This is a genomic window from Rossellomorea sp. y25 (assembly GCF_038049935.1).
Classification (GTDB): Bacteria; Bacillota; Bacilli; order Bacillales; family Bacillaceae_B; genus Rossellomorea.
Map to the genome: position 1 here is coordinate 1,522,670 of NZ_CP145886.1, position 25,600 is coordinate 1,548,269.

Annotated in this window: 25 protein-coding genes; 19 read left to right on the plus strand and 6 right to left on the minus strand. The window is 41.8% G+C overall.

The genetic code is table 11. From position 1 onward, the window contains the following. Positions 1-1,206 carry a M20 family metallopeptidase gene (locus AAEM60_RS07610; RefSeq protein WP_299740014.1) on the minus strand — a complete coding sequence of 402 codons (1,206 nt, stop codon included), beginning with the start codon at positions 1,204-1,206 and terminating at the stop codon, positions 1-3. Positions 1,207-1,301: 95 nt separating this feature from the next. Here AAEM60_RS07610 and AAEM60_RS07615 point away from each other — a divergent pair, with 95 nt between their 5' ends. Then, entirely contained in the window at positions 1,302-1,901 is a 600-nt protein-coding gene (locus AAEM60_RS07615; RefSeq protein WP_299740016.1) for a phosphatase PAP2 family protein, read from the plus strand. A gap of 38 nt (positions 1,902-1,939) precedes the next feature. On the opposite strand, the gene AAEM60_RS07620 is transcribed toward AAEM60_RS07615, so the two are convergent. Beyond that, positions 1,940-3,337: a hypothetical protein gene (locus AAEM60_RS07620; RefSeq protein ID WP_341357754.1), complete on the minus strand. Its 1,398-nt coding sequence runs from the start codon at positions 3,335-3,337 to the stop codon at positions 1,940-1,942. Positions 3,338-3,578: 241 nt separating this feature from the next. On the opposite strand from AAEM60_RS07620, the gene liaF reads away from it, so the two are divergent. From liaF to AAEM60_RS07635, 3 genes are read left to right on the plus strand one after another with little or no spacing between them, the layout of a single operon-like run. Further along, positions 3,579-4,394, plus strand: a complete 816-nt coding sequence (gene liaF / locus AAEM60_RS07625) for a cell wall-active antibiotics response protein LiaF (RefSeq protein ID WP_341357755.1) — start codon at positions 3,579-3,581, stop codon at positions 4,392-4,394. Positions 4,395-4,431: 37 nt separating this feature from the next. Beyond that, positions 4,432-5,460 (plus strand): sensor histidine kinase, encoded by a 1,029-nt coding sequence (locus AAEM60_RS07630; RefSeq protein WP_341357756.1) that lies wholly within the window; start codon positions 4,432-4,434, stop codon positions 5,458-5,460. A gap of 18 nt (positions 5,461-5,478) precedes the next feature. After that, positions 5,479-6,132, plus strand: a complete 654-nt coding sequence (locus AAEM60_RS07635) for a response regulator transcription factor (RefSeq protein ID WP_299740024.1) — start codon at positions 5,479-5,481, stop codon at positions 6,130-6,132. Between the two features lie 107 nt (positions 6,133-6,239). On the opposite strand, the gene AAEM60_RS07640 is transcribed toward AAEM60_RS07635, so the two are convergent. Together AAEM60_RS07640 and AAEM60_RS07645 are read right to left on the minus strand one after the other, a co-directional pair. Next, positions 6,240-6,815: a cysteine hydrolase family protein gene (locus AAEM60_RS07640; RefSeq protein ID WP_299740026.1), complete on the minus strand. Its 576-nt coding sequence runs from the start codon at positions 6,813-6,815 to the stop codon at positions 6,240-6,242. Between the two features lie 175 nt (positions 6,816-6,990). Then, positions 6,991-7,497 carry an antibiotic biosynthesis monooxygenase gene (locus AAEM60_RS07645; RefSeq protein ID WP_341357757.1) on the minus strand — a complete coding sequence of 169 codons (507 nt, stop codon included), beginning with the start codon at positions 7,495-7,497 and terminating at the stop codon, positions 6,991-6,993. Positions 7,498-7,772: 275 nt separating this feature from the next. Here AAEM60_RS07645 and hemE point away from each other — a divergent pair, with 275 nt between their 5' ends. The 3 genes from hemE to hemY all read left to right on the plus strand — a co-directional run bounded on the left by hemE (position 7,773) and on the right by hemY (position 11,337). Beyond that, positions 7,773-8,804, plus strand: a complete 1,032-nt coding sequence (gene hemE, locus AAEM60_RS07650) for a uroporphyrinogen decarboxylase (RefSeq protein ID WP_299740030.1) — start codon at positions 7,773-7,775, stop codon at positions 8,802-8,804. 90 nt (positions 8,805-8,894) lie between these two features. Then, positions 8,895-9,824: a ferrochelatase gene (hemH, locus tag AAEM60_RS07655; RefSeq protein WP_299740032.1), complete on the plus strand. Its 930-nt coding sequence runs from the start codon at positions 8,895-8,897 to the stop codon at positions 9,822-9,824. A 115-nt stretch (positions 9,825-9,939) separates the two neighbouring features. Continuing rightward, a complete protein-coding gene (gene hemY, locus AAEM60_RS07660; RefSeq protein WP_341357981.1) occupies positions 9,940-11,337 on the plus strand; it encodes a protoporphyrinogen oxidase in 1,398 nt (465 codons plus the stop codon). 95 nt (positions 11,338-11,432) lie between these two features. Here hemY and AAEM60_RS07665 read toward each other — a convergent pair whose 3' ends face one another. Then, positions 11,433-12,839, minus strand: a complete 1,407-nt coding sequence (locus AAEM60_RS07665) for a LysM peptidoglycan-binding domain-containing protein (RefSeq protein ID WP_341357758.1) — start codon at positions 12,837-12,839, stop codon at positions 11,433-11,435. Between the two features lie 187 nt (positions 12,840-13,026). Between AAEM60_RS07665 and AAEM60_RS07670 the strand changes: the two genes are divergently transcribed. From AAEM60_RS07670 to AAEM60_RS07680, 3 genes are all read left to right on the plus strand, one after another. Next, positions 13,027-13,602, plus strand: coding sequence for a TetR/AcrR family transcriptional regulator (locus tag AAEM60_RS07670; RefSeq protein ID WP_299740036.1), 576 nt, complete (start codon positions 13,027-13,029; stop codon positions 13,600-13,602). Between the two features lie 121 nt (positions 13,603-13,723). Beyond that, positions 13,724-15,922, plus strand: a complete 2,199-nt coding sequence (locus AAEM60_RS07675; RefSeq protein WP_299740038.1) for a YhgE/Pip domain-containing protein — start codon at positions 13,724-13,726, stop codon at positions 15,920-15,922. 150 nt (positions 15,923-16,072) lie between these two features. Further along, positions 16,073-16,825 carry a FixH family protein gene (locus tag AAEM60_RS07680; RefSeq protein ID WP_299740040.1) on the plus strand — a complete coding sequence of 251 codons (753 nt, stop codon included), beginning with the start codon at positions 16,073-16,075 and terminating at the stop codon, positions 16,823-16,825. Between the two features lie 62 nt (positions 16,826-16,887). Here the strand turns inward: AAEM60_RS07680 and yhfH are convergent, their stop codons facing one another. After that, positions 16,888-17,022, minus strand: a complete 135-nt coding sequence (yhfH, locus tag AAEM60_RS07685; protein ID WP_079533738.1) for a protein YhfH — start codon at positions 17,020-17,022, stop codon at positions 16,888-16,890. Positions 17,023-17,214: 192 nt separating this feature from the next. Here yhfH and AAEM60_RS07690 point away from each other — a divergent pair, with 192 nt between their 5' ends. From AAEM60_RS07690 to AAEM60_RS07730, 9 genes are all read left to right on the plus strand, one after another. Next, complete coding sequence (locus AAEM60_RS07690; protein ID WP_299740050.1) at positions 17,215-17,949, plus strand: MBL fold metallo-hydrolase; 735 nt, start codon at positions 17,215-17,217, stop codon at positions 17,947-17,949. A gap of 11 nt (positions 17,950-17,960) precedes the next feature. Continuing rightward, the gene (locus AAEM60_RS07695; protein WP_341357759.1) at positions 17,961-18,947 is read left to right on the plus strand and encodes a lipoate--protein ligase; all 987 of its coding nucleotides are present in this window, start codon (positions 17,961-17,963) and stop codon (positions 18,945-18,947) included. Positions 18,948-19,126: 179 nt separating this feature from the next. After that, positions 19,127-19,609: a flavin reductase family protein gene (locus tag AAEM60_RS07700; protein ID WP_341357760.1), complete on the plus strand. Its 483-nt coding sequence runs from the start codon at positions 19,127-19,129 to the stop codon at positions 19,607-19,609. Positions 19,610-19,629: 20 nt separating this feature from the next. Continuing rightward, the gene (locus AAEM60_RS07705) at positions 19,630-21,108 is read left to right on the plus strand and encodes a 4-hydroxyphenylacetate 3-hydroxylase N-terminal domain-containing protein (RefSeq protein WP_341357761.1); all 1,479 of its coding nucleotides are present in this window, start codon (positions 19,630-19,632) and stop codon (positions 21,106-21,108) included. Positions 21,109-21,214: 106 nt separating this feature from the next. Further along, positions 21,215-21,967: an IclR family transcriptional regulator gene (locus tag AAEM60_RS07710; RefSeq protein ID WP_341357762.1), complete on the plus strand. Its 753-nt coding sequence runs from the start codon at positions 21,215-21,217 to the stop codon at positions 21,965-21,967. Between the two features lie 28 nt (positions 21,968-21,995). After that, positions 21,996-22,547: a 3-hydroxyanthranilate 3,4-dioxygenase gene (locus tag AAEM60_RS07715; protein ID WP_341357763.1), complete on the plus strand. Its 552-nt coding sequence runs from the start codon at positions 21,996-21,998 to the stop codon at positions 22,545-22,547. Then, complete coding sequence (locus tag AAEM60_RS07720; RefSeq protein WP_341357764.1) at positions 22,538-23,596, plus strand: amidohydrolase family protein; 1,059 nt, start codon at positions 22,538-22,540, stop codon at positions 23,594-23,596. Before AAEM60_RS07715 ends, AAEM60_RS07720 begins: the two co-directional genes overlap by 10 nt. Then, complete coding sequence (locus AAEM60_RS07725) at positions 23,544-24,014, plus strand: RidA family protein (protein WP_341357765.1); 471 nt, start codon at positions 23,544-23,546, stop codon at positions 24,012-24,014. The genes AAEM60_RS07720 and AAEM60_RS07725 overlap by 53 nt, the downstream gene beginning before the upstream one ends. A 79-nt stretch (positions 24,015-24,093) precedes the next feature. Then, on the plus strand, positions 24,094-25,569 hold the full coding sequence (locus AAEM60_RS07730) for an aldehyde dehydrogenase (RefSeq protein ID WP_341357766.1): 1,476 nt from the start codon (positions 24,094-24,096) through the stop codon (positions 25,567-25,569). Positions 25,570-25,600 lie beyond the last annotated feature (31 nt).

Consider the following 25,600-nt stretch of genomic DNA (forward strand, 5'->3'; position numbering starts at 1 on the left):
TTAATTTGTCAGCGTCGATTCTGTGACAGAATGTCTTTGTTGATATTGAATGACAGCAGACGCCAGTGATTTAGCGGCTATAAGAAGAGCTTTTTCGTTAATATCAAACTTTGGATGATGGTGGGGGAAGGCAACTTCAACATTTTCCGGCTTGGCTCCCGTAAAAAAGAAGGTACCCTTTACATGTTCTAAGTAATGAGAGAAATCCTCCCCGCCCATTTGCATTTCAATTTCTTCCACTACATGAACTTCATCGACTGTATCCACACTTTGAATCAATAGATCCGTTTCTTCAGCGTGATTAACGACAGCAGGATATCCGCGTTCATACACATATTCATACTCACAACGGGCTGAAAGACATGCACCTTTCAAGATCTGTTCGATTTCTTCTTCAATAAAGTCTCTGACCTCAGGATTGAATGTACGGACTGTTCCAATGAGTTTAGCGGAATCGGCAATCACATTAAATGCGTTTTCTGCCATAAACGAACCGATTGTCACAACGGCAGATTCAATCGGATTCACTCTTCTGCTGACAATTTGTTGAAGCTCTGAAACGACTTGAGCTCCTATCACGATGGAATCCTTTGTTTTATGAGGTTGTGCCCCGTGACCGCCGGACCCCTTGATTACAATTTCAAATCTATCAGCAGCAGCCATTATTGGACCTGTTCGATATAAAACCTTTCCAAGCGGTTCACTGGACCATAAATGAGTTCCGAAAATAACATCCACTCCATCGAGGCAGCCCGCTTCAATCATGGGTTTCGCTCCGCCCGGAGCATATTCTTCCGCATGCTGATGAATGAGAACCACAGTACCTGAAAGCTTACTACGCATTTCATGGAGGGTTTTACCCAATACTAACAGGGTTGCTGTATGGCCGTCATGACCACATGCATGCATGACTCCTGGAACGGTGGAGCGATATTCCACATCCTTTTCATCCTGGATGGGAAGGGCGTCAAAATCTGCACGGAGGGCCACCGTTTTACCTGGGAGAGCCCCTTCGATTCTTGCGACTACCCCATTGCCGCCGACTTGTTCCTTAACCGGTACGCCGATGCTTTTGTAGTAATCAGCTATGTATGCAGCTGTATTTTTTTCTTGGAAGGATAATTCAGGATGTTGATGAAGATATCTTCTGATCTCAACCATTTCTATCCAACGTTCTTCTAATTTCTGATATAATTCATTCAGCAAGTGCACAACCTCCTAGTATTTGATGAATATTACGAATATTATAACACTAAATATTGAGAGGGAAGTAGTCAGAGTGAAATTCAAGGAGGATCAAGATGAAGAAGTTTCGATACATAACGGCCATCATTTCATTTGTACTGTTTATGACTATCGCACATTTTGTTTTTTATGAGATGGAGATTTTAGGTGATGAGTATCTCTTGTCCAGCATGAGCAACCTTCACTTAATAGAATCGTTTTCCGTAATCGGTACTGAAATAGTGATCGGGATCGCATCCATCGCCCTTATTTTATATCTTTGGTGGGTCAAGAAGGACTATGTTGGAATCATCACCGTTGTTGTGCTGGTAGCTGGAAGTAACGTGCTAAATAAAACCATCAAAGGCTTGATGGAAAGAGAAAGACCTCCATTTTCACATGGCGAGGAAGGGTTCAGTTTTCCCAGCGGCCATGCCATGGTAGGACTGGTCTTCTTACTCGTCATTGCATACTTCATTAGTAGAGAGATCTCTTCAACTGGAATGAAAGTGAGCCTCTTTATCCTGTCCATCATCCTTTCCATGTTGACAGGGCTCAGCAGAATAGTGGAACAGGCTCATTATCCATCAGATGTCGCAGCCGGATACCTGCTCGGATACTCCTTTTTCGTACTGTGCATCTTTCTCTATGAGAAGCGGCCGAAACAAGATAAATAGAGGGACGGACCTTATACAAGGTCCGTCCCTCACTATGTTCAAATCAAGAACATCGCCACAATTGTAGTTGCTATTAATCCGATGGTAACAGGAAGCATGTTACGCCGTGCGAGTTCGAATGGATCGACTCCACAGATGGCGGCAGCTGGGATGAGGGCCCATGGGACAAGTGTTCCGCCGCCGACCCAGATGGCTGCCACTTGCCCGAGGGCGGTTAGGGTAGCGACACCGGACCCAATGCTATCTGCGAATAGATTGGCTACGGAACCAGCAAGGGAGATGCCGGAAAAACCGGATCCGTCGAGACCCGTGATCGCTCCAACGGTCGTAAGGGTGATCGCTCCGACTGCTGTAGAAAGGGGAACGATGGCAGCAAGGGATGCCCCGAGGTCATTGACGATTCCTTGTGATGTTGAAGGTAGGAAATCGCCGATAATCGTTTGAAACCCAGAGTCTCCCAAGTAGAAGAAAGCAGCGATTGGAATCACGGGACCAAAGACTTTAAATCCAAACTGAAAACCGTCAATCATGAAGCTCGTCGTTTTCTCCAATCCCTTTCCTTTAAAGGCAGCCAATGAAATCAAGAGAAGTATGATGATGGATGTTCCACCGATCAGTGCGGTTGCATCTCCTCCTTGAAGGTCAAATAAAACCATAGCGGTAATATCCAGGGCAAATAAAATAGGGATAAGAATGGCAATTGTTCTTTTCCATCCTGTAGGTAACAGGTTAGGTGACTCCTCCTGAACCTGGCCGATGGACGCCAGGGAGCTCGAATCCACCGAAAGGATTCCCCGCTTCATATCTCTTTTAAGGAAAAGGAACGCAGTAACAGTTGTGACGACACCCATCACGATAATAAGGGGGATACTTGCAGAAATAACATCTGATACAGGTATGCCTGCTGCGTCGGCCGTTAACTTCGGAGCAGCCTGAATGACAAAGTCACCTGAAAGGGCTATACCGTGACCGAATAAGTTCATGGCCATGGCGATTCCAAGAGCAGGTAATCCGACTCTAAGGGCGACTGGTACTAATACTGCACCCAAGAGGGCTACTGCAGGCGACGGCCAAAAAAACCAAGAAATAAACATCATCACAAGACCGATTGTCCAGTAAGCCAGGGCAGGTGTCCGGATGAACTTTGTAAACGGGCGGATCATGACATCGTTAATACCGGTGGTCGTCAGTCCTTTACTCATCGCTACGATAATGGATATCACGAGAATGGTAGACAGCAGTTCGGTGATGGCGAATATAAAACTATTAAATATACTACTAATCGATCCGCTTAGAGACCCTGTTGCCACCAGGGCAATACTGAAGATCCCCAGGATACATACGATCGTGGTGTCTTTCCGAAAAATCATGAATAGGATGATGAATCCTATGAAAGCTAAATAAATCCAATGAAGAGCTGTTAAATCAATCCCCATTAGAAAAAACCTCCTCTAAATCGTTCCTCAAACTTAGGCATATGCCCTGATCTGTACTATAGATTATGAAAATAGTGAAAAGGTGTGATGCAAAGTAGAAACATTTTTTCCGTCTCGAGACTGAGGCAAAATCATGCCGATGCTCCTCAAATACGTTGAGAAACCAATCTATAATGAAAGAAGTAACAGGAATTTATCCATTAATAGCGAAACTAATAGTAGATGTAAAGGTGGTGTTGGGATGAGGTATAAGGGAAGAAAACAATGGTTTTTCTCGTTCATGTTGATGGCGATAGGATTGTTGTTATTACTATTGAATATTGGTGTCATTTCCTTGGAAATAACGCAGATATTTGTCAATATTATTCCGATTTTGTTGTTACTCCTTGGCTTGAAGTGGACGGTAGACAGTTTTTTGAAGGAAAGCTTTGGGAAATTACTGTTTGGACTATTCAGTATGGTGTTAGGGGGGCTCATTATACTCGATGGGTACGATGTAGTGGATTTCGACTATGGAAGCTGGTGGAAACTATGGCCTCTCTTTATTATTGCCATTGCCATTAATAGAGTGGGAAGAAATAAACCCATCAAGATTAGCATAAGCAATGAATCGCCAAATAAAGAGGAGACATCTCACATAGGTTTTGAAAATCAGCCGTTGGGGGAGAAATTCCTTCAAAAGAAGAATAAAATGAACAAAGGGTTTATTGTCGGGGATATACGTTTTTCTGAGCCTAACTGGCCGCTGGAATCAATGAATCTTTACAATGCCATTGGAGATTACTATTTTGACTTTAGTAAGGCTTTTATACCAGAAGGGGAAACTCCCATTGATATTAAGGGCTGGATTGGTGATGTAAAGATGATCATTCCAGAAAACGTTCCAGTGGAGATCACCTTGAAAGTGCAGGTAGGGGATATTAAATTATTCGACCAAAAGTCTGCTGATATTCGTTCCGAGCTTTATTACCGTTCGCCTGAATACGAGCACGCAAGCAAAAAGATCAAACTGAACGTTAATGTAAAAATAGGATCGATTCGAATCAGCCGAGTGTGATCAGAGACCGATTTATCCAGTGAAAGGAGGGGAGAACGTGGAAAAGTCATCAAATATTCGCAACTGGATTTTTAAAAGCTTTTTCATGATGTCCACCATGGCTGTCTTGCTTTTCTTTATTTCCTTGCAGGTCTATCTGTACTTAGCTGAAAACCCAAGCTTTTCCCTTCAGGTTTCACTATATTTAACCATTTGGCTGGCAAGCATTCTTCTATTATTAAGCATATATTTCGGATTTCGCACAGGATATACATTTAAAGGAAGAATTGATGATATTTCCACCTTTGTAACGCTGTTAAGAAGCGGGAAGTTTTCTGCCAGGGTGGACCGATTCGAACACGATGAGCTTGGGGTCTTATCGGATGAATTAAATCAACTTGCTGTGTTCATTCAAGAACAGGTGAAATCACTCCAGAGGTTAGCCGATGAAAAATCCGAGCTTGCCGACCAGGCTCATCAAGCAGCTGTCATGGAAGAACGGCAAAGACTGGCGAGGGATTTGCATGATTCAGTCAGTCAGCAATTATTCGCATTAAATATGCTATCTTCTGCCGCGCAAAAAAGTATCGGGACAGACTCTAAGAAGGTTGAAATGATCGTTAAACAAGTAGCAGACATTGCGGGAAAAGCGCAAGGGGAGATGAGGGCTCTTCTTCTTCATTTACGACCGATCGATTTAAAAGGTGAAAGTCTTTGTGAAGCCTTAACCATTTTAATTAGAGAATTAAAGGAAAAAACACAAATCGAAATCGAAGCAAGTCTAGATGGGATTGAGAATCTTTCAAAGGGAACGGAAACCCATATGTTCAGAATTATTCAGGAAAGCCTCTCCAATATCCTTCGTCACTCTGAGGCAACGAAAGTAAAGATTGTGACGGAGAAAAAGGACGGGTATGTCACGTTGTACATTAGTGACAATGGAAGAGGTTTTAACCTGAGAGAAAACAAGATGACATCTTACGGACTTCAGACAATGAGAGAGCGGGCCGAGGAAATCGGGGGATTGTTTCAAATACGTTCTAAAGAGAAAGAAGGAACGTATATTGACCTGAGAATTCCAGTCTAAATCAAAGGGGGAAAACAGGTGGATAAGGTAAAGGTGATGATTGTAGATGATCACGAAATGGTTCGATTAGGAATGAAAACCTATTTGCTGACAGAAGATCGGATCGAATTCCTTGGGGAAGCAAAAAGCGGAAATGAAGCGGCTCAGCTTGCGAAGCTGTATATGCCTGATGTGATTCTGATGGATTTATTGATGGAGAACGGGAATGGTATCGAGGCAACCAAGAAAATCCTAACTTTTCATCCTGACTGTAAAATTATCATACTTACAAGCTATTATGATGATGAAAAAGTGTTTCCCGCCATTGAAGCAGGAGCACATAGTTATTTATTGAAAACGGCAAGTGCCGAAGAAGTGACATCGGCTGTTTATAAAGCGGTGAAGGGGGAGTCTGTCATTGCCTCCAAAGTGGCAGATAAAATGATGAACCGATTCCGCCCTCAGGAAGTATTGCCTCATGAAGAGCTGACGTCGAGAGAAATGGATGTATTGAAATGCCTGGGAGAAGGGATGACGAATCAGGAAATATCTGAAGAGCTTTTCATAGGGGTCAAGACTGTCAAAACACATGTAAGTAATATCCTGAGCAAGCTTGGAGTGGCCGATCGTACGCAGGCAGCCATTTATGCAAATCGAAACGGAATCTTGTATAAAGCTGGTAGTAAAGAGTAGAGAAGCTTTTGCGAGAAGAATCTATATTGAAAAAAGCAAGGGGGCTTAGTCAAGGGGAATGGAATGATTCCCCTTGACTAAGCCCCTTTGCGAAAACAAAACATTTCTTAGAATGTAACAGGTTTACTTAATTTTAATCGAGAAGATAGAATGGATTCTGTTGAAGCGATGGTGGCGAATTCATGATGAAGATTAGCCAGTGACAGACCGTGAACAATTTCTGCGGAAAATAAGGAACCGTCATAGGAATATGTTTCAAAGCATGCTGTGGCATCAAAAGGAACCGTCACATCATACCCTAAGTTCTGAGCCATGCGAACCGTTGTGGATACACAGTGATTCGTCGTGAAGCCCATCACTACAAGGGATGTGAATTTTTCCCTTTTTAAATATAAATCCAGGTCCGTATCGATAAAGGCGCTGTTAACGTGCTTAATGATTTGCTTTTCATTTCGTAAAGGACGGAATTCGTCTATAAAATCGAAACCTGAGCAGCTTGAATGCAGTTGTGATTCCATATCATTGGAAGAATGCTGTACGTGAACGACGGGCCATGCCTTTTCTCTCCATGCGCGAAGAAGCTGATAGGCGTTTTCTTCCATACCCGGATTATTCCGCTTTCCCCATGAAGGATGACCAAATGCCTTTTGAAAGTCAATCAGAAGCAAACACGTTTGACTCACCGGTACTCAACTCCTTTCATATAGGGTAATGTAAAGTAAATATCTATCCAATACGATAAAGTATACTGTTAATAATTTGTAATTATGTATGTACACCTTAAGTGTAATTGTTAAGATTGAAAGGTTTGAATATCAGGATAATAAATAAGCTGCCAGAAATATGGCAGCTTGGTTCTTACTCTTCTTCTGTTACATGATAGTCACTAACATAGGAAGCGCGGGGAAAGATGTCTTTCTTATTATCAATTCCTTCTTCCGTGCCCCGCTTTTCATGAGCTTTTTTGTATTGATCTGACTCCTGCCAGGCAATGAAGTTTCTCTCGTCTTCCCATAGTGTCATAATCACATATGTATCCGTGTCTAATGGGCGAAGAACCCGGATAGCCGTAAAGCCTGGAACTTCTTCGATCAATCCTGCACGATTTTTAAAGCGGTACTCAAATAGTGGGCGACCTTCATCTGTAACAGGAATGTTATTGAAAACCACATATCCTTTATTTTCAAGCTCACCGGATTGATCGACAATTTCATATTTGCGGGGGGATTCAAAGACACTCTCTCCTTTTGTCTCATGGAGCAGCATGGCATCTTTTCCCTGCATTAAGATCATCTTTTCATCTGAATGCCGATCCATTAATTTTTTTAGAAATTCATGGGTTCCCGTTGTTATATAAACCTTCATCCAAATCACCTCAATTAGTTAGTTATCTCTAGTATACTCTTCCCTAATCCTTAGCTCATGTAACATGATTTATGGATATTTTTTCATCCCCCCTGAAAATCGGCAAATTTATGACATTTTCCCTTGATAACTATACAATTCTCTTTAAAACGTCTATAGTTTAAAAGGGTTACAATTCGTACGGTCATATTATAAATAAGACAATTTCAGAATCTACTCAAGTTAGTATACAATGGGAATAATGGAGTTACATAGAAAGGTGGACGAACAAAGGTATGAAACAAATGAATGATACATTTTTACGAGCAGCAAGGGGAGAGAAGACGGACTATACTCCGGTTTGGTATATGAGACAAGCTGGGCGTTCACAACCTGAATACCGCAAAATCAAAGAGAAGTATTCTCTGTTTGAAATTACACACCAACCTGAGCTTTGCGCATATGTGACAAGGCTGCCGGTGGAACAATATGATGTAGATGCAGCGATCCTTTATAAAGACATTATGTCACCACTTCCGTCTATAGGAGTGGATGTAGAAATCAAATCAGGAATCGGGCCCGTGATCGATAATCCGATTCGTACGACAGCGGATGTTGAGAAGCTGGGAGAAATCGACCCTGAAAATGATGTTCCTTACGTATTAGATACCATTAAATTATTGACTGTTGAGCAACTGTCCGTGCCGTTGATCGGTTTTGCCGGTGCACCTTTTACAATGGCAAGCTACATGATTGAAGGCGGTCCGTCGAAAAACTATAATAAAACAAAAGCGTTCATGTATGCAGAGCCACAAGCATGGTTTGCTTTAATGGATAAACTGGCAGCTATGACAGTGACGTATGCGAAAGCTCAAATCAAAGCAGGGGCGTCTGCTTTCCAAATTTTCGACTCATGGGTCGGGGCATTGAATATACAAGATTATCGTACATTCATTAAGCCGGTCATGGAGAAGATCTTTACAGAATTGAAGGAAGAGAACGTACCATTGATTATGTTCGGTGTTGGTGCAAGTCACTTGGCGAATGAATGGCATGACCTTCCTCTTGATGTAGTTGGTTTAGACTGGCGCCTGCCGATTAAAGAAGCAAGGGAAAGAGGCATTTCCAAAACGGTAATGGGAAATCTGGATCCTGCGATTCTGTTAGCCCCCTGGGAAGTGATCGAAGAAAGAGCCAGAGAGATCCTTGATCAGGGAATGGAGCTTCCTTCCCACATCTTTAACTTAGGACACGGGGTATTCCCGCAAGTTAATCCGGACACATTAAAGCGTCTGGCAGCTTTCGTACATGAATACAGTGCCAGGTAGAGCACATTCATACGTGTGTAACCATGGATTCATATGAAGAAACATGGCACAATAATGGAATGTATGATACTGATAACGAGGTGAAATGGTATGACAAAGAAGAAAATGGGTCTATTGGTGATGGCCTATGGAACTCCATATAAAGAAGAAGATTTGGAACGTTACTATACTCACATCCGACATGGAAGAGCTCCCTCTGCTGAACTGCTGGAAGACCTCCGTGGACGCTATGAAGCCATTGGTGGGATTTCTCCACTGGCAAAAATCACCCTGGATCAAGCGAAGAGTCTTGAAGAACATTTAAACAGCATTCAGGATGACATTGAGTTTAAAATGTATCTTGGTCTGAAACATATCGAACCTTTCGTGGAAGACGCTGTTGAACAGATGCATAAAGACGGCATTCAAGAAGCCGTTTCGATTGTACTTGCCCCTCATTTTTCAACGTTCAGTGTTAAATCCTACAATGGACGCGCGAAGGAAACGGCAGAAAAGCTGGGCGGGCCTCACATTACATCGGTTGAAAGCTGGTATGATGAACCTAAATTCATTCAGTATTGGGTGGATAGAGTGAAAGAAACCTATGCAAGCATGTCTGAAGAAGAGCGTAGCAATGCTGTCCTGATCGTATCTGCTCACAGCCTTCCCGAACGCATCCTGCAATCAGGCGATCCGTATCCAATGCAATTAGAGGAAACAGCGAAGATGATTGCTGAGGGAGCAGGCGTGAAGGAATATGCAGTAGGCTGGCAAAGTGAAGGAAACACTCCTGATCCATGGTTAGGTCCTGACGTTCAGGATTTAACCCGTGATCTTTATAAAGAAAATGGATACAAGACATTCGTCTATACGCCTGTAGGCTTCGTATCCGATCATCTTGAAGTTCTATTTGACAACGATTATGAATGTAAAGTGGTAACAGATGATATTGGAGCTTCGTACTATCGTCCGGAAATGCCGAATGCCAAACCTGAATTCATCGATGCAATGGCAGATGTCGTGTTAAAACACCTTAAATAATTTCTCGTTTTTGGCTGAACCAAAGGAAGGACTGAAGCATATGAGTTCACTCTCACCGCTTTAGTCCTTCTCTATTGTTCAATAAGATCTATTGTTAAAGAAGGCGATGAACGTGTTGGAACAACAAAATAAAAGAGTCGTTATCATAGGTGGAGGGATCACCGGATTAACGACTGCGTACTACCTGCAACAGGAAATAAAAGATAAAAACCTTCCCATCGAAGTGAAGCTTTTGGAAGCAACCCATCGACTCGGTGGAAAAGTACATACCTTGAAAAGGGACGGTTATGTGATCGAAAAGGGACCGGATTCATGTTTAGCCAGCAAACCAGAAGTCTCCCGCTTAGCGGAACGACTGGGAATCGAGGATACACTCATCCATAACCGTAAAGGCACGTCCTTTGTGATAGCGGGAGGTGAGCTGTACCCTATACCAGGTGGGTCCATCGTAGGTATTCCAACCCAGATCGCCCCATTTATTACGACCAGTTTGTTTTCATTGACAGGGAAGATGAGGGCTGCCGCCGATTTCGTGCTTCCCCGCTCACAGAAAACAGAAGATCAGTCACTTGGGAAATTCTTTAGAAGAAGAATGGGGGATGAAGTCGTTGACCATTTGATTGAACCACTCTTAACGGGAATTTTTGCCGGAGATATCGATCAATTAAGCTTAATGTCAACTTTCCCGCAACTTTATGAATTGGAACAAAAACATCGTAGTTTAATTGCAGGTATCAAAAAGAGTGGCCACTCTGCCAACACGGATGAAAAAGGAAACTTCCTTACATTCACAGGAGGGCTTCAATCCTTGATCGACGCCATGGAGGCGGGACTGGATCCGAACACGGTATACAAAAGCATGAAAGTAACCAGCATAGAAAAAGAAGACACCAATGTTTACACGATTACCTTCACAAACGGTGAGCAGTTGGAAGCCGACAGCGTAATCGTCACCACACCTCACCATGTAGTACAATCCATGTTTCCCACGTATCCTTTCTTAACCTTTTTAAAAGAAATGCCGGCTACATCCGTGGCAACCGTAGCAATGGGGTTTGCACGAGATGCCATAAAAAAAGACATCGCCGGCACGGAATTCCTTGTATCAAGAAACAGTGACTATTCCTTGACGGCGGGAACCTGGACTCATAAAAAATGGCCACACACTGCACCGGAAGGAAAGGCACTATTGCGATGTTACCTGGGTAAATCCGGTGACGAAACCATCGTCGATTTATCCGATGATGAAATTGAGCAGATTGTCCTTGAAGATCTGAGCAAGGTCATGGATATAGAGGGTGAACCTGAGTTTACAATCGTGTCCCGTTATAAGAACTCCATGCCTCAATATACAGTAGGCCACAGGGAACGTATCCGGGACATGTATAAACAGGCTGAAGCAAGTCTGCCTGGACTTTTTATAGCAGGGAGCTCATATGAAGGAGTAAGTATCCCGGACTGTATCGAGCAGGGGGAAAAGACTGTATTGAAGGTATTGGAATTTTTGGAATAGGTTCATGGAGGCCGCCTGGATGGCGGTCTTTTTGTCGAATTTCCTTTAAGCGGAAACTACAAAAAACCTCCTGCTTACAACAGGAGGTGCATCACTCATTTCACGACCCGATACCTGGAATGCTGCAACATCCAATTCTGGGGGAAGGCAGAACCGAGTACCCAGTAGCTTAAGCCTCGCAGTCTATATTCATCCACCGTTTTCTGTTTGGCCAGCATGCTTCTGGCGTCTTCAAACCAAACTTCATGCTTTTGACCGGTTTCGTCCCAATAGGTAAAATAGGGGGATTGATATACGTCATTGTATTGAATCCTCACGCCGTATTTGCTCGCGAGATCAAGTGCTCCTTGAGGGGAGACGGTTTTCGCGATGGTTCCGTCGACCCATGGAACTTTCCAGTCGCGTCCGTAGAGGGGGGCCCCCATCATGATTTTGTTTCTCGGGATGACGGTGACGGCGTAATCAAGTACTTTCTTCACTTCATTGATCGGGGCAATCGCCCAGGGTTTGCCGCCTGCCCATCCCCATTCGTATGTCATGAGTACTACAAAGTCGACAATTTCTCCGTGTGCTTTATAGTCATGGGCTTCATATAAAAGTCCTTTTTGATCAGCTTTAATTTTAGGTGCAAGGGCCGTCGACACAGAGTATCCTTTAGGTTTTAGTGCTGCAACGGTTCTTCTTAAGAAAGTATTATAATTTTCCCGGTCCTCGGGATATACATATTCGAAATCAAAATTTACACCTTTATAGCCCTTCGACTCCATCTTCTTTAAGATGGAAGAGATTAAGGTGTTTTGCAGAGTTTCACTTCTTAGAATGGTGGCAACAAGATCAGAGTCGAATTTTCCACCTGTGAAATTTGTGAGAACCAGTAAAGGGTCGACGTTTTGGTTATATGAGGCTGAAATAAGAGCACTATCATTTAACTCAGTGACCGAACCGTCTTTTGTAATAGAATACGTAAAGGGAGTCAGGTAGGTGAAATAGCTGCCCAAACCGTTCACTTCCGCTACCCCTTCACTGTCTGTCCGGGTAATATAGGCATTTACTTCCGTCGTGAGTTTCGTGTTTGGAATCCTGATTTGCTGGTTTGGATAAATGAGAGAAGGATTCGAGATAGAATTTGCCTTCAAAATGTCCTGAAGAGGAACCTTATAGTTATAAGAAATGACATAAAGTGTCTCACCCGATTTTACTGTATGGATAAAGGAAGGCATAACAATCAATTGACCAACGAATAGCATTGAAGGATCTGAAATTTGATTGAAATCGATCAATTCTTTTAAACTTATATTGTACTTTTGGCTAATGCTATACAAAGTGTCTCCTGGTTGCACGATATATTCTTTTAAAGGTTCCGGAATGAGAAGACTTTGTCCAATCACGAGAATATTGGGGTTTTTCAATTGATTTCCGTAAGAAATTTGATTGACTTCGACACCATATCTCTGTGCAATCGACCAAAGAGAATCCCCGCTCTTAACAACATAAATATTCATAAGACACCTCCAAACAAACCTTATCTTTATAGCCTATTCAGAAGGGCTTATTCTATATGAAGGATGAATGGTATACGAAAAGAAAAAAATCACTTGTGTATTGGCAAGGGATATGATAAATTAATTAATGTTAATAAAGTGACTAAATTACAAAATTGGTCAAAAGGTCATATTGAGGGGTGTATTCATGGCGATCGACCGAAAGAAACAGGTTTTGGAGGCTGCGACAAATTCGTTTTCATTGTTTGGGTATAAAGCCACCACAATGGATCAAGTGGCAAAATTAGCGAATGTGGGAAAAGGAACGATTTATACGTTTTTCAAAAATAAGGAAGAACTGTTTGATGAAATTGTATCATCGCTAATCATTGAAATGAAACGGGAAGCGGAAGAAGTGATTGATCCGCAGGACACCTTTTCAGAAAATGTTCATCGTGCATTGTTCCGCATGCTTGAATTCAGGAAAGAGCATAAGCTGACCATCAAGCTTTATCAAGAAGCCCGGGAAATGGGAACTCCTGCTGTATCAGAAGTCATTGATCGCATGGAGAAAGCGGTCATTGAATTCTTGAGTCAACGAATTGAAAAAGCGATTGCCTCAGAAGCGATTAAGCCATGTAATCCTGAAATGACCGCCTTTGTAATGTTAAAGATGTACGTTTCACTTATTTTTGATTGGGAACGTGCACATGGTCCACTTGATAAAGATGAAATTGCCAATCTCTTTGAACTATATTTAATTAAAGGGTTATCGAATCGATAGTCCTTCATTTTTGGCAGTAAATGACTAAATGAATGAAATAGTCATTTATTTTTACACCAAAATGACCAGTTGGGATAATTGGTCATTAATTCAATTCCAGAAAAATAATAGGAGGATAAATATGAAAAATTCATTTATTGGTTCAGAATTCAAAGCGATTTTTCGTAATAAAAAGTTGCTCATTCCAATACTAGCAGTGCTCTTTATTCCTGTTCTATACAGTGGCATGTTTCTATGGGCGTTTTGGGATCCATATGAACAGCTTACTGACTTACCGGTTGCGGTTGTAAATAGCGACCAGGGAGCAGAGTTTGACGGAAAGGAATTGCATATCGGGGATGAACTGGTTGATAAACTGAAGGATAGTGAGCAATTCGACTTTCACTTTGTCGATAAGGATGAAGGATACAAAAATTTAGAGAAGCAGGATTATTACATGCTTGTTGAGATTCCGGAGGATTTCTCTGAAAACGGAACAACGTTACTAGAAGATAACCCTAAAAAGCTTTCTCTGAAATATGTTCCGAACGAGAGCTTTAACTTCCTGTCAGCCCAAATTGGTGACACAGCGATGAAAGAGATCAAGGCAAGTCTTTCGAAGTCTGTCTCTGAAACATATGCTGAGACGATGTTTGATAAAATCAAAGAAATGGGAGACGGCTACCAGACGGCCAGTGACAAAGCTGGCGAAATCAATAATGGTGCCATCGATTTATCTCAGGGTGCCAATAAGTTAAAGGATAATTTAGCCGTCTTAGCAGAAAAGAATGTTGAGATGAATGACGGTGTGGCGAAAACGAGGGCAGGTGCTGAGAAACTGGCAAAAGGTTCTCAGGAACTATCTGACGGAGTCGGAGTCATGACGGATAAATCCCAACAACTATATAAAGGAACACAGGATGTCCAGTCAGGTATTGATGCCCTTGCAGCCGGAATCGATAAAAGCAAGGCTGGATTGGAGCAGGTGGATGCAGGTCTAAATAGCGCAGTGGACAATACAGCAAAACTGCACGCCGGATCTCAAAACCTTGCAGAAAAAATCGGTGCTCTCCAGGGTGGAGCGGATAATGCGAAAGCAGGCGCTCAAGCAATTGGAGCAGGGGCTACAAAGCTTGAAGAACAACTGGCACCATTTATGGGCAGCCTTCCGGAAGATAAACAGGCAGAATTACAGGCTGCCATCGATCAGATCAAGCAGGGGGCGACCGGTCTTCAAACAGGTACAGGTGCATTAAGTAAGGGAGCAGGGGACCTTAAAAACGGGGCCGATGACCTTACTGGCGCTATTGAGAAACTGAATCTGGGCCAAATGGAGCTTCATGCCGGAGTCGGCCAATTAGTAGACGGATCTGCCCAACTGGATGAAGGATCCAACCAGCTTCAAGCAGGTCAGGGGGAAGTTGTGAAAAACTTTGCCTTATTAAATGATAAGCTCGGTGAAGTATATCAAGGAACAGTAAGCGTTGCTTCAGGAGCAAGCGAACTAAGTTCAGGTCTAAATAAAGTATACAATGGTTCCACTCAATTAACAGATGGTTCTAAGAAACTTGCCGATGGTTCAACGGAATTAGCAGAGGGTTCAACGAAACTATCTGATGGAACAACAGAATATGAAACAAAATTAAAAGATGCAGCAAATGAAGCAAACAGTGTCAAAGCGGATGGCGATACGTATGATATGATGGCTGGTCCAGTCGATGTGAAAAATGAGAAAATCAATCATGTTCCAAACTACGGAACAGGGTTTGCACCATATTTCTTATCTCTTGGACTATTCGTAGGGGCTTTATTAATCTCCATAGTATATCCACTGAGAGAACCGTCTGATCGCCCATCAAGCGGAATGAGTTGGTTCTTTGGTAAATTCGCTGTCCTTACTTCAGTCGGGATCATCCAATCACTGATTGCAGCAGCCATTTTACTCCTGGGATTGGGTCTTGAAGTGGAAAGTGTACCATTATTCTTACTTTCTACTATTATTACAAGCCTTACATTCTTGGCATTGATTCAGATGCTGGTGACGATCCTTGGTGATCCGGGACGATTTGTAGCGATCATCATCTTGATTCTGCAACTAACGACGAGTGCAGGTACATTCCCACTGGAATTAATTCCGACTGCTCTGCAGCCAATCAGTGCATTGTTACCGATGACATATTCAGTGTCAGCATTCAAAGCGGTCATCTCAAGCGGAGACTTTGCCTTCATGTGGCAGAACCTCTTTATCCTGCTGGGTTACTTCATTGTGTTTGTCGCAATGACATCAGTATTCTTTGTAGGACTATTCAAGAAACAATATACGAAAACAGTAGAAGCATAAGGGAAAAAACGGGAGATGCCACACAAATCTCCCGTTTTTTCTTCATAAAATGGACAAACCATCCGTAACCATAAGAGTGTATACTTATTGGTGAGAAGTACATAATGGTGAGACACTTAAAAAAGAAGATTGTTTAAAGGAGAGTTTGGGATGAAGAAGGTAAGCTTGTTTGTTCTGGTAGCCTTTCTGGCGTTGTTTATTGCTGCCTGCGGTAATTCAAATGAGGATAACGGAGAAAAAGAAGATAAGAAATTGGAAGCGATTGATGCAAAGTTAGACGTGCCTGAAAAGGGAGAAAAGGGAGAAACCATTTCTCTTTCCACTAAAGTCACTCAAGGTGAGGACAATGTAGAGGACGCCGGTGAAGTCAAATATGAGATTTGGAAAAATGACCATAAAGAAGAAAGTGAAATGATCGAAGCAAAACATGATAAAGATGGTGTATACAAAGCAGAAAAAACATTCGAAGAAGACGGCATGTATACTGTGCAGGTCCATGTAACAGCCCGTGATATGCACACCATGCCGAAAGCTGAAATTGCGATTGGTGAAGTGGAGGCAGGGGAACATGGAGTGGAAAGCGAAGACGGTCACCATGGCCATCACGAAAGTAATGTATCCATCCACTTAAACAAACCTGATACGATTACAATGAATCAAGAAGCGGAAATGAACGTACATGTAGAAAATGAAGAAGCAGCACTTGAAAAAGCAGAAGTGCGTCTGGAAATTTACAAAGAGGGTCAGGAAAAACACGAATGGGTGGATTTAACAGAGGGTGAAGCTGGTAAGTATAATGGTTCGTATGCTTTCCCGGAAACGGGGACGTATAATGTACAGGTTCACGTGACCAAAGGTGAGGAAATTCACGAACACACAATGCAAACTGTGGAAGTACAATAAACATAAAAAGGATGCTCTTCACTTTGAAGAGCATCCTTTTTATTACCCCTTATTCTTCAATATTAATACTCGTAGTCAGTCGTACATTTTTCGCAATAAATGCCGTAGCATTCATGCTGCTCCTCAATTGTATCTCCACATTGTGCACAAGACTTAGGCGGCAAATTTCGAAAGAACTCCACAATATTTTTTACCATGTTAATCACCCTCCGTAAATTTTTTCACCCATCAATTGTTTGTGTTATATAACTGATGTGTTAATTTATTTTATTGTATTATAACAGTATGTATTTCGTCAACGATTAATTCAAAAATAGGCGAAAAAAATGAAAAAATAGGCACAATGAAGTATAGTAGGGGTACATACTAAAGTGAAAGGATGTTCAAATTTGAAGCTAACCGTTATTGGACAATGGGGCGGCTATCCGAAGGCAGGAGAAGCGAGCACCGGGTATTTACTCCAGCATAAAGACTTTAAACTGCTTATTGACTGTGGCAGTGGTGTACTATCCCATCTGCAACATCACGTAGAGGCTACCGATTTAGATGCGGTCCTTCTGTCCCACTATCATCCAGATCATGTAGCAGATATAGGTGTACTACAACACGCTTTGTTGATTCAATTCTTCCTGGGGAAAAATAAAGGAACATTACCTGTATTTGCCCATAGGGAGGACCAACGGGGTTACGATACGATTACATATAAAGATTTAATGAAAGCCCATGAATATAAGGAGGATACATCATTATCGATTGGTCCTTTCACGGTGAGGTTTGTGAAAACCAAGCATCCCGTGCCGTGCTACGGAATGAGAATCGAAGCCGATGGGAAATCCTTGTTCTATACAGCAGATTCCGCCTTTAAAGAAGAATTCGTTTCATTCGGGCAGGGTGCTGACGTGCTTCTGTGTGAATGTAATTTTTATGGAGAAATGGATGCCTCTAACGCTGGTCATATGACGAGTCTTGACGCCGGGAATCTTGCTAAGAAAACGAATGCCGGAAAGCTCATACTGACACATTTACCTCATTTCGGCGAACTGGACCAATTGGTAACGGAAGCGAAAACCATGTATGACGGCGAGGTACTATTAGCGAAAAAAGATATGGAAATAGATATTTAGGAGGAAGAAAGATGTTATTTATCGATAATAAAGGAATTACAGATCCCAGGATCAATCTTGCAATAGAAGAATATGCACTGAAGAACTTAGATATTAATGAGAGTTACTTATTGTTTTATATCAATGAACCTTCCATCATCATCGGGAAGAACCAAAATACGATTGAAGAGATCAATACAGACTATGTGGAGAAGCAGGGTCTCCATGTCGTTCGCCGCCTTTCCGGCGGGGGAGCGGTTTATCATGACTTAGGGAATCTGAACTTCAGCTTTATCACGAAAGATGACGGAGAGAGCTTCCACAACTTCAAAAAATTCACCGAGCCTGTTGTAACAGCCCTTCATAAGCTGGGGGTAAAGGCGGAGCTTAGCGGACGTAACGATATAATCGCAGAAGGCAGAAAGATCTCCGGTAACGCACAGTTCTCCACTAAGGGCCGGATGTTCAGCCACGGAACGCTGCTGTTCGATTCCGAAATGGAAAACGTCGTGTCGGCTCTACGGGTGAAAAAGGACAAGATTGAATCAAAAGGGATCAAATCGATTCGAAGCCGTGTGGCCAACATTTCTGAATTCCTGTCAGAAAAAATGACCATCGAACAATTTCGTTCAACCCTTCTGGATTATATTTTCGACGGAAGCGACGTAGAAGAATATGTCCTGACGGAAGAAGACTGGAAGAAGATCCATGAGCTTTCAAAAGAGCGCTATCAGAACTGGGATTGGAACTACGGTAAATCACCGAAATTCAATCTCCAGCATTCCCACCGCTTCCCGGTCGGATCCATTGACGTCCGTCTGGAAGTGAACAAAGGGAAAATTGATAACTGTAAAATTTTCGGTGATTTCTTCGGAGTCGGGAATGTTGATGACATCGAAGAAAAACTAACAGGCACCCGCTACGAACGAAAAGACATTGCCAGGGCTTTGGAAGGTGTTGATATTCAACACTATTTCGGGAATGTGACGAAGGATGAATTTGTGGATTTGGTGTACTAATAATTAATAACTCTCCTTTTAAAAGGAGGGTTTTTTTGGTTTTTAAAAAAAACTACAAAAAGTATCAGATTTTTCAAAAAATACTTTTAGTATTTCACATTATGAAATTATCATAAGTTTTATCTTTTAAAAAGCTTTAGTATGGAGTCAGATTAAGAAATGAGGAGGTGGCATGTAAAATGGATATTCGCGATTTAAGAAGTTGTTTTGGTAAGTTTGCCACGGGAGTAACGGTTGTGACTTGGAAAGGTGATAACAATCAGAATCATGGAATTACGGTAAATTCGTTTACGTCTGTTTCTTTGGATCCTCCATTAGTGTTGGTATCTATTGATAAAAAAGCCAAAGCCTACGAAAGAATGAAAGATAAGCCTTTTGTTATTAATATATTGGCAGCCGGTCAGGAAGCAGTGGCATGGCAATTTGCCGGAAAAGAACAACAAGGATTGCAAATCGAATGGGAAGATACCGAATGTGGTCCTCTTATTAAAGGTTCACTAGCTACAATTGAATGCAATCCCTGGAAGGAATATGAAGGCGGGGATCATGTTCTATTTGTGGGTGAAGTTCAGAATTACCATTACGAAGAGGGTAATAGTTTAGTCTTTTTCCAAGGTAAGTTTTTAGAAACCAATTCAATCGAAAACTACGTGAAAAAGTAGTAGTAAAGGGGGATGTTTAAATGACAATTCGTACTGGGGCTCAGTATATAGAAGGTTTGAAAGCACGTCAACCAGAGGTCTGGCTAGGAGGAAAGAAAGTAGAGAACGTTTATGAAGAAGAAGTATTCCGCCAGCCAATCCATGAAATTGCAAATCTCTACGATATTCAAAATGATCCAAAAATCAAAGAGGAAATCACCTACATATGTGAAGAAACAGGTGAGCGATATTCTCACGCATTTAAAGTTCCAAAATCGTATGAAGATTTAAAGGCAAGAAGCAAGCTTTTTGAAGTTTGGGCTAAAGCAACCTTTGGGCTTATGGGAAGAACACCCGACTTTCTTAATGTAACGATTACTGCAATGGCCAGCAATAAGTGGTTTCTAGAACAATATAATCCGGAATGGGCAAAGAATATGGTGAACTACTACGAATATATTCGGACCAACGACTTATTCTTGACTCATGCCATTATTAATCCTCAAAATGACCGCAGTAAAGCTTCTCATGAGCAGGAAAAAGAGTTTACACATCTAGGGGTTGTTGAAGAAAGACCTGATGGTTTTATCGTAAGAGGAGCCAAGATGTTAGCCACACTAGCTCCAATAACTGATGAAGTGATCATTTATTCATTCCCAGGGTTTCAGCCAGGCGATGAAAAGCATGCCATTGCTTTTGCTTTGCCTATAGATACACCGGGGCTGCGAATTATTTGTAGAGAGCCGATGCAAGATGGAAAACGATCTGTGTTAGACCATCCACTCGCATCCAGATATGAAGAAATGGATGCCTTACTTGTCTTTAATGATGTATTTGTGCCAAGTGACCGTATTTTTATCAATCAAAATATTGAAGCTGCTAATCTTTTATATCCAAAGACTGGAATTGGCCAGCAGCCTGCTCACCAATCAGGGGTAAGAGGGTTAGTAAAACTGCAATTTGCTTCTGAAGTAGCAGCAAGGGTGGCAGATTCCATTGGTGTGGACGGATATTTAAACGTTCAAACACAATTAGGGGAGCTTATGCAGTCTGTTGAAGCAGTGCGCGCCCTGTTAAGAGTGGCAGAATATGAATTTGAAACGACGTCCAGCGGTGAAGTGAGACCGGCCGGTACCCCTCTTGAGACCATTCGTGGAATGTTGCCTAAGCTATATCCTCGCGCCATTGAAGTGATGCAAACTGTCGGTGCTGGTGGATTATTGATGTCACCAACATTCGCTGATTTTGAACAACCTGAACTTAGGGAAGATGCTCAGAAATATTATGTAGGACGTGAAGGGGTAACTTCAGAAGAACGGGTTCGATTATTTAAACTTGCTTGGGATTTATGTGGTGAAGCATTTGGACAGAGGTTACTGCAATATGAACGTTATTATTCAGGAGATCCTCTAAGAAGACTGGGTCGTTTCTATGCAGGATTTAAACGGAATCACTCTTTTGAAATGGTTGACGAGGCATTAAAGGGATCAAAAGACCTTCAAGGACAACCGACTCCATAAATGTAAGCGCTTTATTTTAATTGGATGGAAGCAGGTAATTCAACAAGATTTGTCAAAGTTCTTAAATTGGTGCTGTTGGCCAATAGTAGGATGAGGGGGATAATAAGTGATTTCTTCTGTGAAAAAGATTTCCAAAATTCTGAATTGCTTTACCAATGACGAACCGGCACTAGGCAACAATGAAATTGCCGAAAGACTAGGGATGAATCCAAGTACTGTCCATCATTTAGTGCGTACTCTCTGTGAAGAGGGAATGCTGATTCAAGATAGCCGAAAAAAATACCGATTAGGCTGGAAGCTATTAGAATGGAGCAATCACGTTATGTATCAGCAGGATATTTATAGCGAGGCAACACCATTCTGTGAGAGTCTTATACGAAAATTTCACGGTACCGTCCATATTGGTATGTTCGATTCAGGAGAAGTTCGATTCGTGTTAAAGGTGAAATCTAAAACATCACTTCCAGTACCCACATATGTCGGGGCAACGAAACCGGCTTATTGTACGAGTACGGGAAAGATTTTGTTGGCTTATAACCCTTCGTTAATTAAACCTACGATTGCCAAGGGGCTTTTACAACGTGCACCTAACACAATTACCTGTATTTCAAAATTAAAAGAAGAATTAAAGCAAATAAAAGCCCAAGGTTTTGCGATTAGCAATAATGAGAATGAACTGGGGCTATATGGTATAGCGGCACCTATTCGATCATATACGGGTCAAACGATCGCTGCGCTTAATATGGTTGGACCGATCTCATATATGAATGGCAGCAATCGTAATGAAATGATTAGAAGTGTGGTAAATACAGCTGAAAAAATCTCAAAAGATATCGGCTATATAAGCAGTGTATTGTAACAACTAAAATCATTCAGGAGGTTATTAAATGACGACTCAATCAAAATCATTTTTAAAAACAAGGGTTCTGGATTTATTAAAAACAATTGAAGATAACAAAGATCTATTGAAGCCGCCTGTGAACAATAAAGTGCTTTGGGAAGACTCTGAATTTATTGCCATGCTACTTGGAGGTCCCAATAAACGTCGTGATTTCCATGTGGATCCATCTGATGAATTCTTCTATCAAATTAAAGGCAATGCATACGTAGAATGCATTAATGATGAAGGGAAACGTGAAGTGGTAACTGTAGGCGAAGGTGAGATATTTATGCTGCCGGCAAATGTACCCCACTCTCCTCATAGAGTAGCAGATTCATATGGAATTGTTTTAGAAAGAAAAAGGGATCAGGGAGAACTTGAAAGCTTTGTATGGTTCTGTGATAAATGTGACCATGAATTGCACCGGGCGACTGTTCAACTGACAAATATAGAAACTCAGGTGAAAGAAGCGATAGAACATTTTAATTCAAGTGAAGATCTGCGTATATGTGAAAATTGTGGGTATAAAATGCCCCCTGAAGCTGAGGAATGGAAATGAGAGTAGATTTTCATACCCATATCATTCCGAAGGACCTTCCGGATTTTGCTGAAAAATACGGAGGGAAATGGCCGGTTCTTCATCAAACATGTGCGTGTGGAGCTAATATTTTAGTAGAAGGAAAGATATTTAGAGAAGTGACCGATCAAGTGTGGAGTCCAAAAAAGAGAATTCAGGATATGGATAGAGAAGGTGTAGACATTCAGGTGCTATCTCCCATTCCCGTCACGTTCTCTTACTGGGCAAATAAGAATGCAGCACTTGAAATGGCACGGATTCAAAATGACTTTATTTCAAAAACCGTTCAAGAGTATCCTTCCCGTTTTGTAGGATTAGGGACTGTGCCCATGCAGGATGCAGCAACAGCAGTAGCTGAAATGGATCGTTGCATTAATGAATTAAATTTATATGGAATTGAAATAGGTACAAATGTAAATGGTGAAAATTTAGATGCACCTGAATTCCTGGAGTTTTTTGAGATGGCCGAAAAATGGAATGTACCTTTATTTATTCATCCGTGGGAGACGATGGCTAAGGATCGAACACCACGACATAACTTTATGTATACCATCGGAATGCCGAGTGAGACAGCTCTTGCCGCTGCCAGTCTTGTTTGGAGCGGTGTGATAGAGAGATTTCCTGATTTAAAAATTTGTTTTGCCCATGGTGGAGGGTCATTCCCGTACATCTTACCAAGATTGGATCAAGGGTGGAAAGTATGGCCGCAATTACGATTAACAACGCATCCACCTAGTCATTATGTGAAGAATTTCTATTTTGACTCCTTAAACTATGATTCTTTAAATGTGAACTACCTAATTGATCGATTTGGTCATGAGAAAGTAATGATGGGGTCCGATTATCCATTTTTATTAAGAGAGGTTCCACCAGGAAGAGTAATAGATGGAATGAACGAATTAACAGACGTTCAAAGACGAATGATCTTAGGTGAAAATGCGTTGAGATTCTTAAATATAAAGGAGTTAAAATCTGACTATGGAACAAAAACTAATGACACCAGAGGAGAAACTTCAAAGTCTGGGACTTAAGCTTTCTCCTGTACGCCCTGTTGTGGGGAATTATGTTAGTAGAGTTCGTGTTGGCAACCTGATTTTCACTTCTGGTCAAGGAGTCGATGAGTATCGTGGAAAGATTGGCACTGACTTTGATGTACAGGAAGGTTATCTGGCTGCACGTCAATCCATGATGAATCTATTAAACGTGTTGAAGGATGAACTTGGAGAACTTTCTAGAGTTAAGAGGATCGTGAAAATGTTAGGATTTGTCAATTGCACAGAGAATTTTACGGAACAGCCAAAAGTAATGAATGGTGCGTCTGATTTATTAGTAGAGGTTTTTGGTGAAAAGGGCAAGCACGCCAGGTCAGCTGTGGGGATGGCACAATTACCTGGAGGAACAGCCATTGAAATAGAAATGATTGTAGAATTTGAAGACCCATTAACTTAAATGAAATGAAAAAAGGTGACATGTTTGTCACCTTTTTTCAAAAACAATAACGTGTGAATAGTAGCGGGGGGGACTTTCAGTGCATTTAAAAGAAAAATCCAATCAGAAAGTTAGACCAATAGATTGCAGACATTTCATTAATGGTGAATATAGAGATTCATTTGATATGAAAACCTTCGAAAATATGAATCCAGCTACAGAGGAAATAATGGGAAGGGTATCGGAAGGTGGGAAGAAGGAAGTAGATGAAGCTGTAAAAGCGGCAAAAACCGCTTTAAAGGGACCTTGGAAAACCTTCACTTCAAGCAAACGTTCTGCCGTTTTAAGACGTATTGGCGACCTGATTCTTGAACGTAAAGAAGAATTAGCTGCACTTGAATCAATGGATACGGGAAAACCATATCAAATGGCACTTGAAATTGATATTCCTAGAGCTGCCTATAACTTTCATTTCTTTGCCGACTACTTGACCTCTATGGGAACAGAGGCATATCAGCAAGATCAACAAGCCCTTCATTACTCCATTCGCCGGCCGGTTGGTGTAGTGGGGATGATCAATCCTTGGAATCTGCCATTATTACTTCTTACGTGGAAGATGGCACCTTGTCTTGCAGCTGGAAATACAGCAGTTATGAAGCCTGCTGAGTGGACTCCCATGACAGCTACGGTACTGGCAGAAATATGTAAAGATGCAGGAGTACCAGACGGGGTAGTGAATCTTGTTCATGGTTTTGGACCTGGCTCGGCAGGGGCTGCCATTACCGAACATCCTGACGTTGATGCTGTTACGTTCACAGGGGAAACCAAGACAGGAACCGCAATCATGAAAGCCGCTGCCCCATCTTTAAAGAAACTATCATATGAACTTGGTGGAAAAAACCCTAACATCATCTTTGCAGACTCCGACCTGGATGAAGTGATCGAGACGACACTTAAATCAAGTTTTATGAATCAAGGGGAAGTATGTCTGTGTGGTTCCAGAATTTATGTTGAAAGTTCGATGTATGAATCCTTTTTAGAGAAGTTCGTTGCCAGAACAAAAGAGCTCACTGTAGGTGATCCATTCCATGATGAAACTAAAGTTGGCGCAGTAATAAGTAAAGAACACTATAATCGAGTGTTGGGCTACATACAATCAGCCAGAGATGAAGGCGGAACCATCCTCGCCGGGGGAGGTAGACTCCAGGAAGAAGACAAAGGGTATTTTATCATGCCGACAATCATTGTTGGCCTTGATAAGGATGCAACATGTGTACGCGAAGAAATATTTGGGCCAGTGGTGACGGTACTGCCTTTTGAAACGGAAGATGAAGTCATTGAACAAGCAAACGATACTCATTATGGATTAGGAACGACGATTTGGACAAATGATTTAAGAAGAGCCCATCGAGTAGCTCACCAAATAGAAGCAGGAATCATTTGGGTGAACACCTGGTATTTGCGAGATCTGCGCACTCCATTTGGAGGAATGAAACAAAGCGGTATTGGCAGAGAGGGAGGCATGCATAGTTTCGAATTTTATAGTGAGCTTTCCAATATCACGATTAAATTATAGGAAAGGTGGGCTGATCATGTTAGAGAAAATG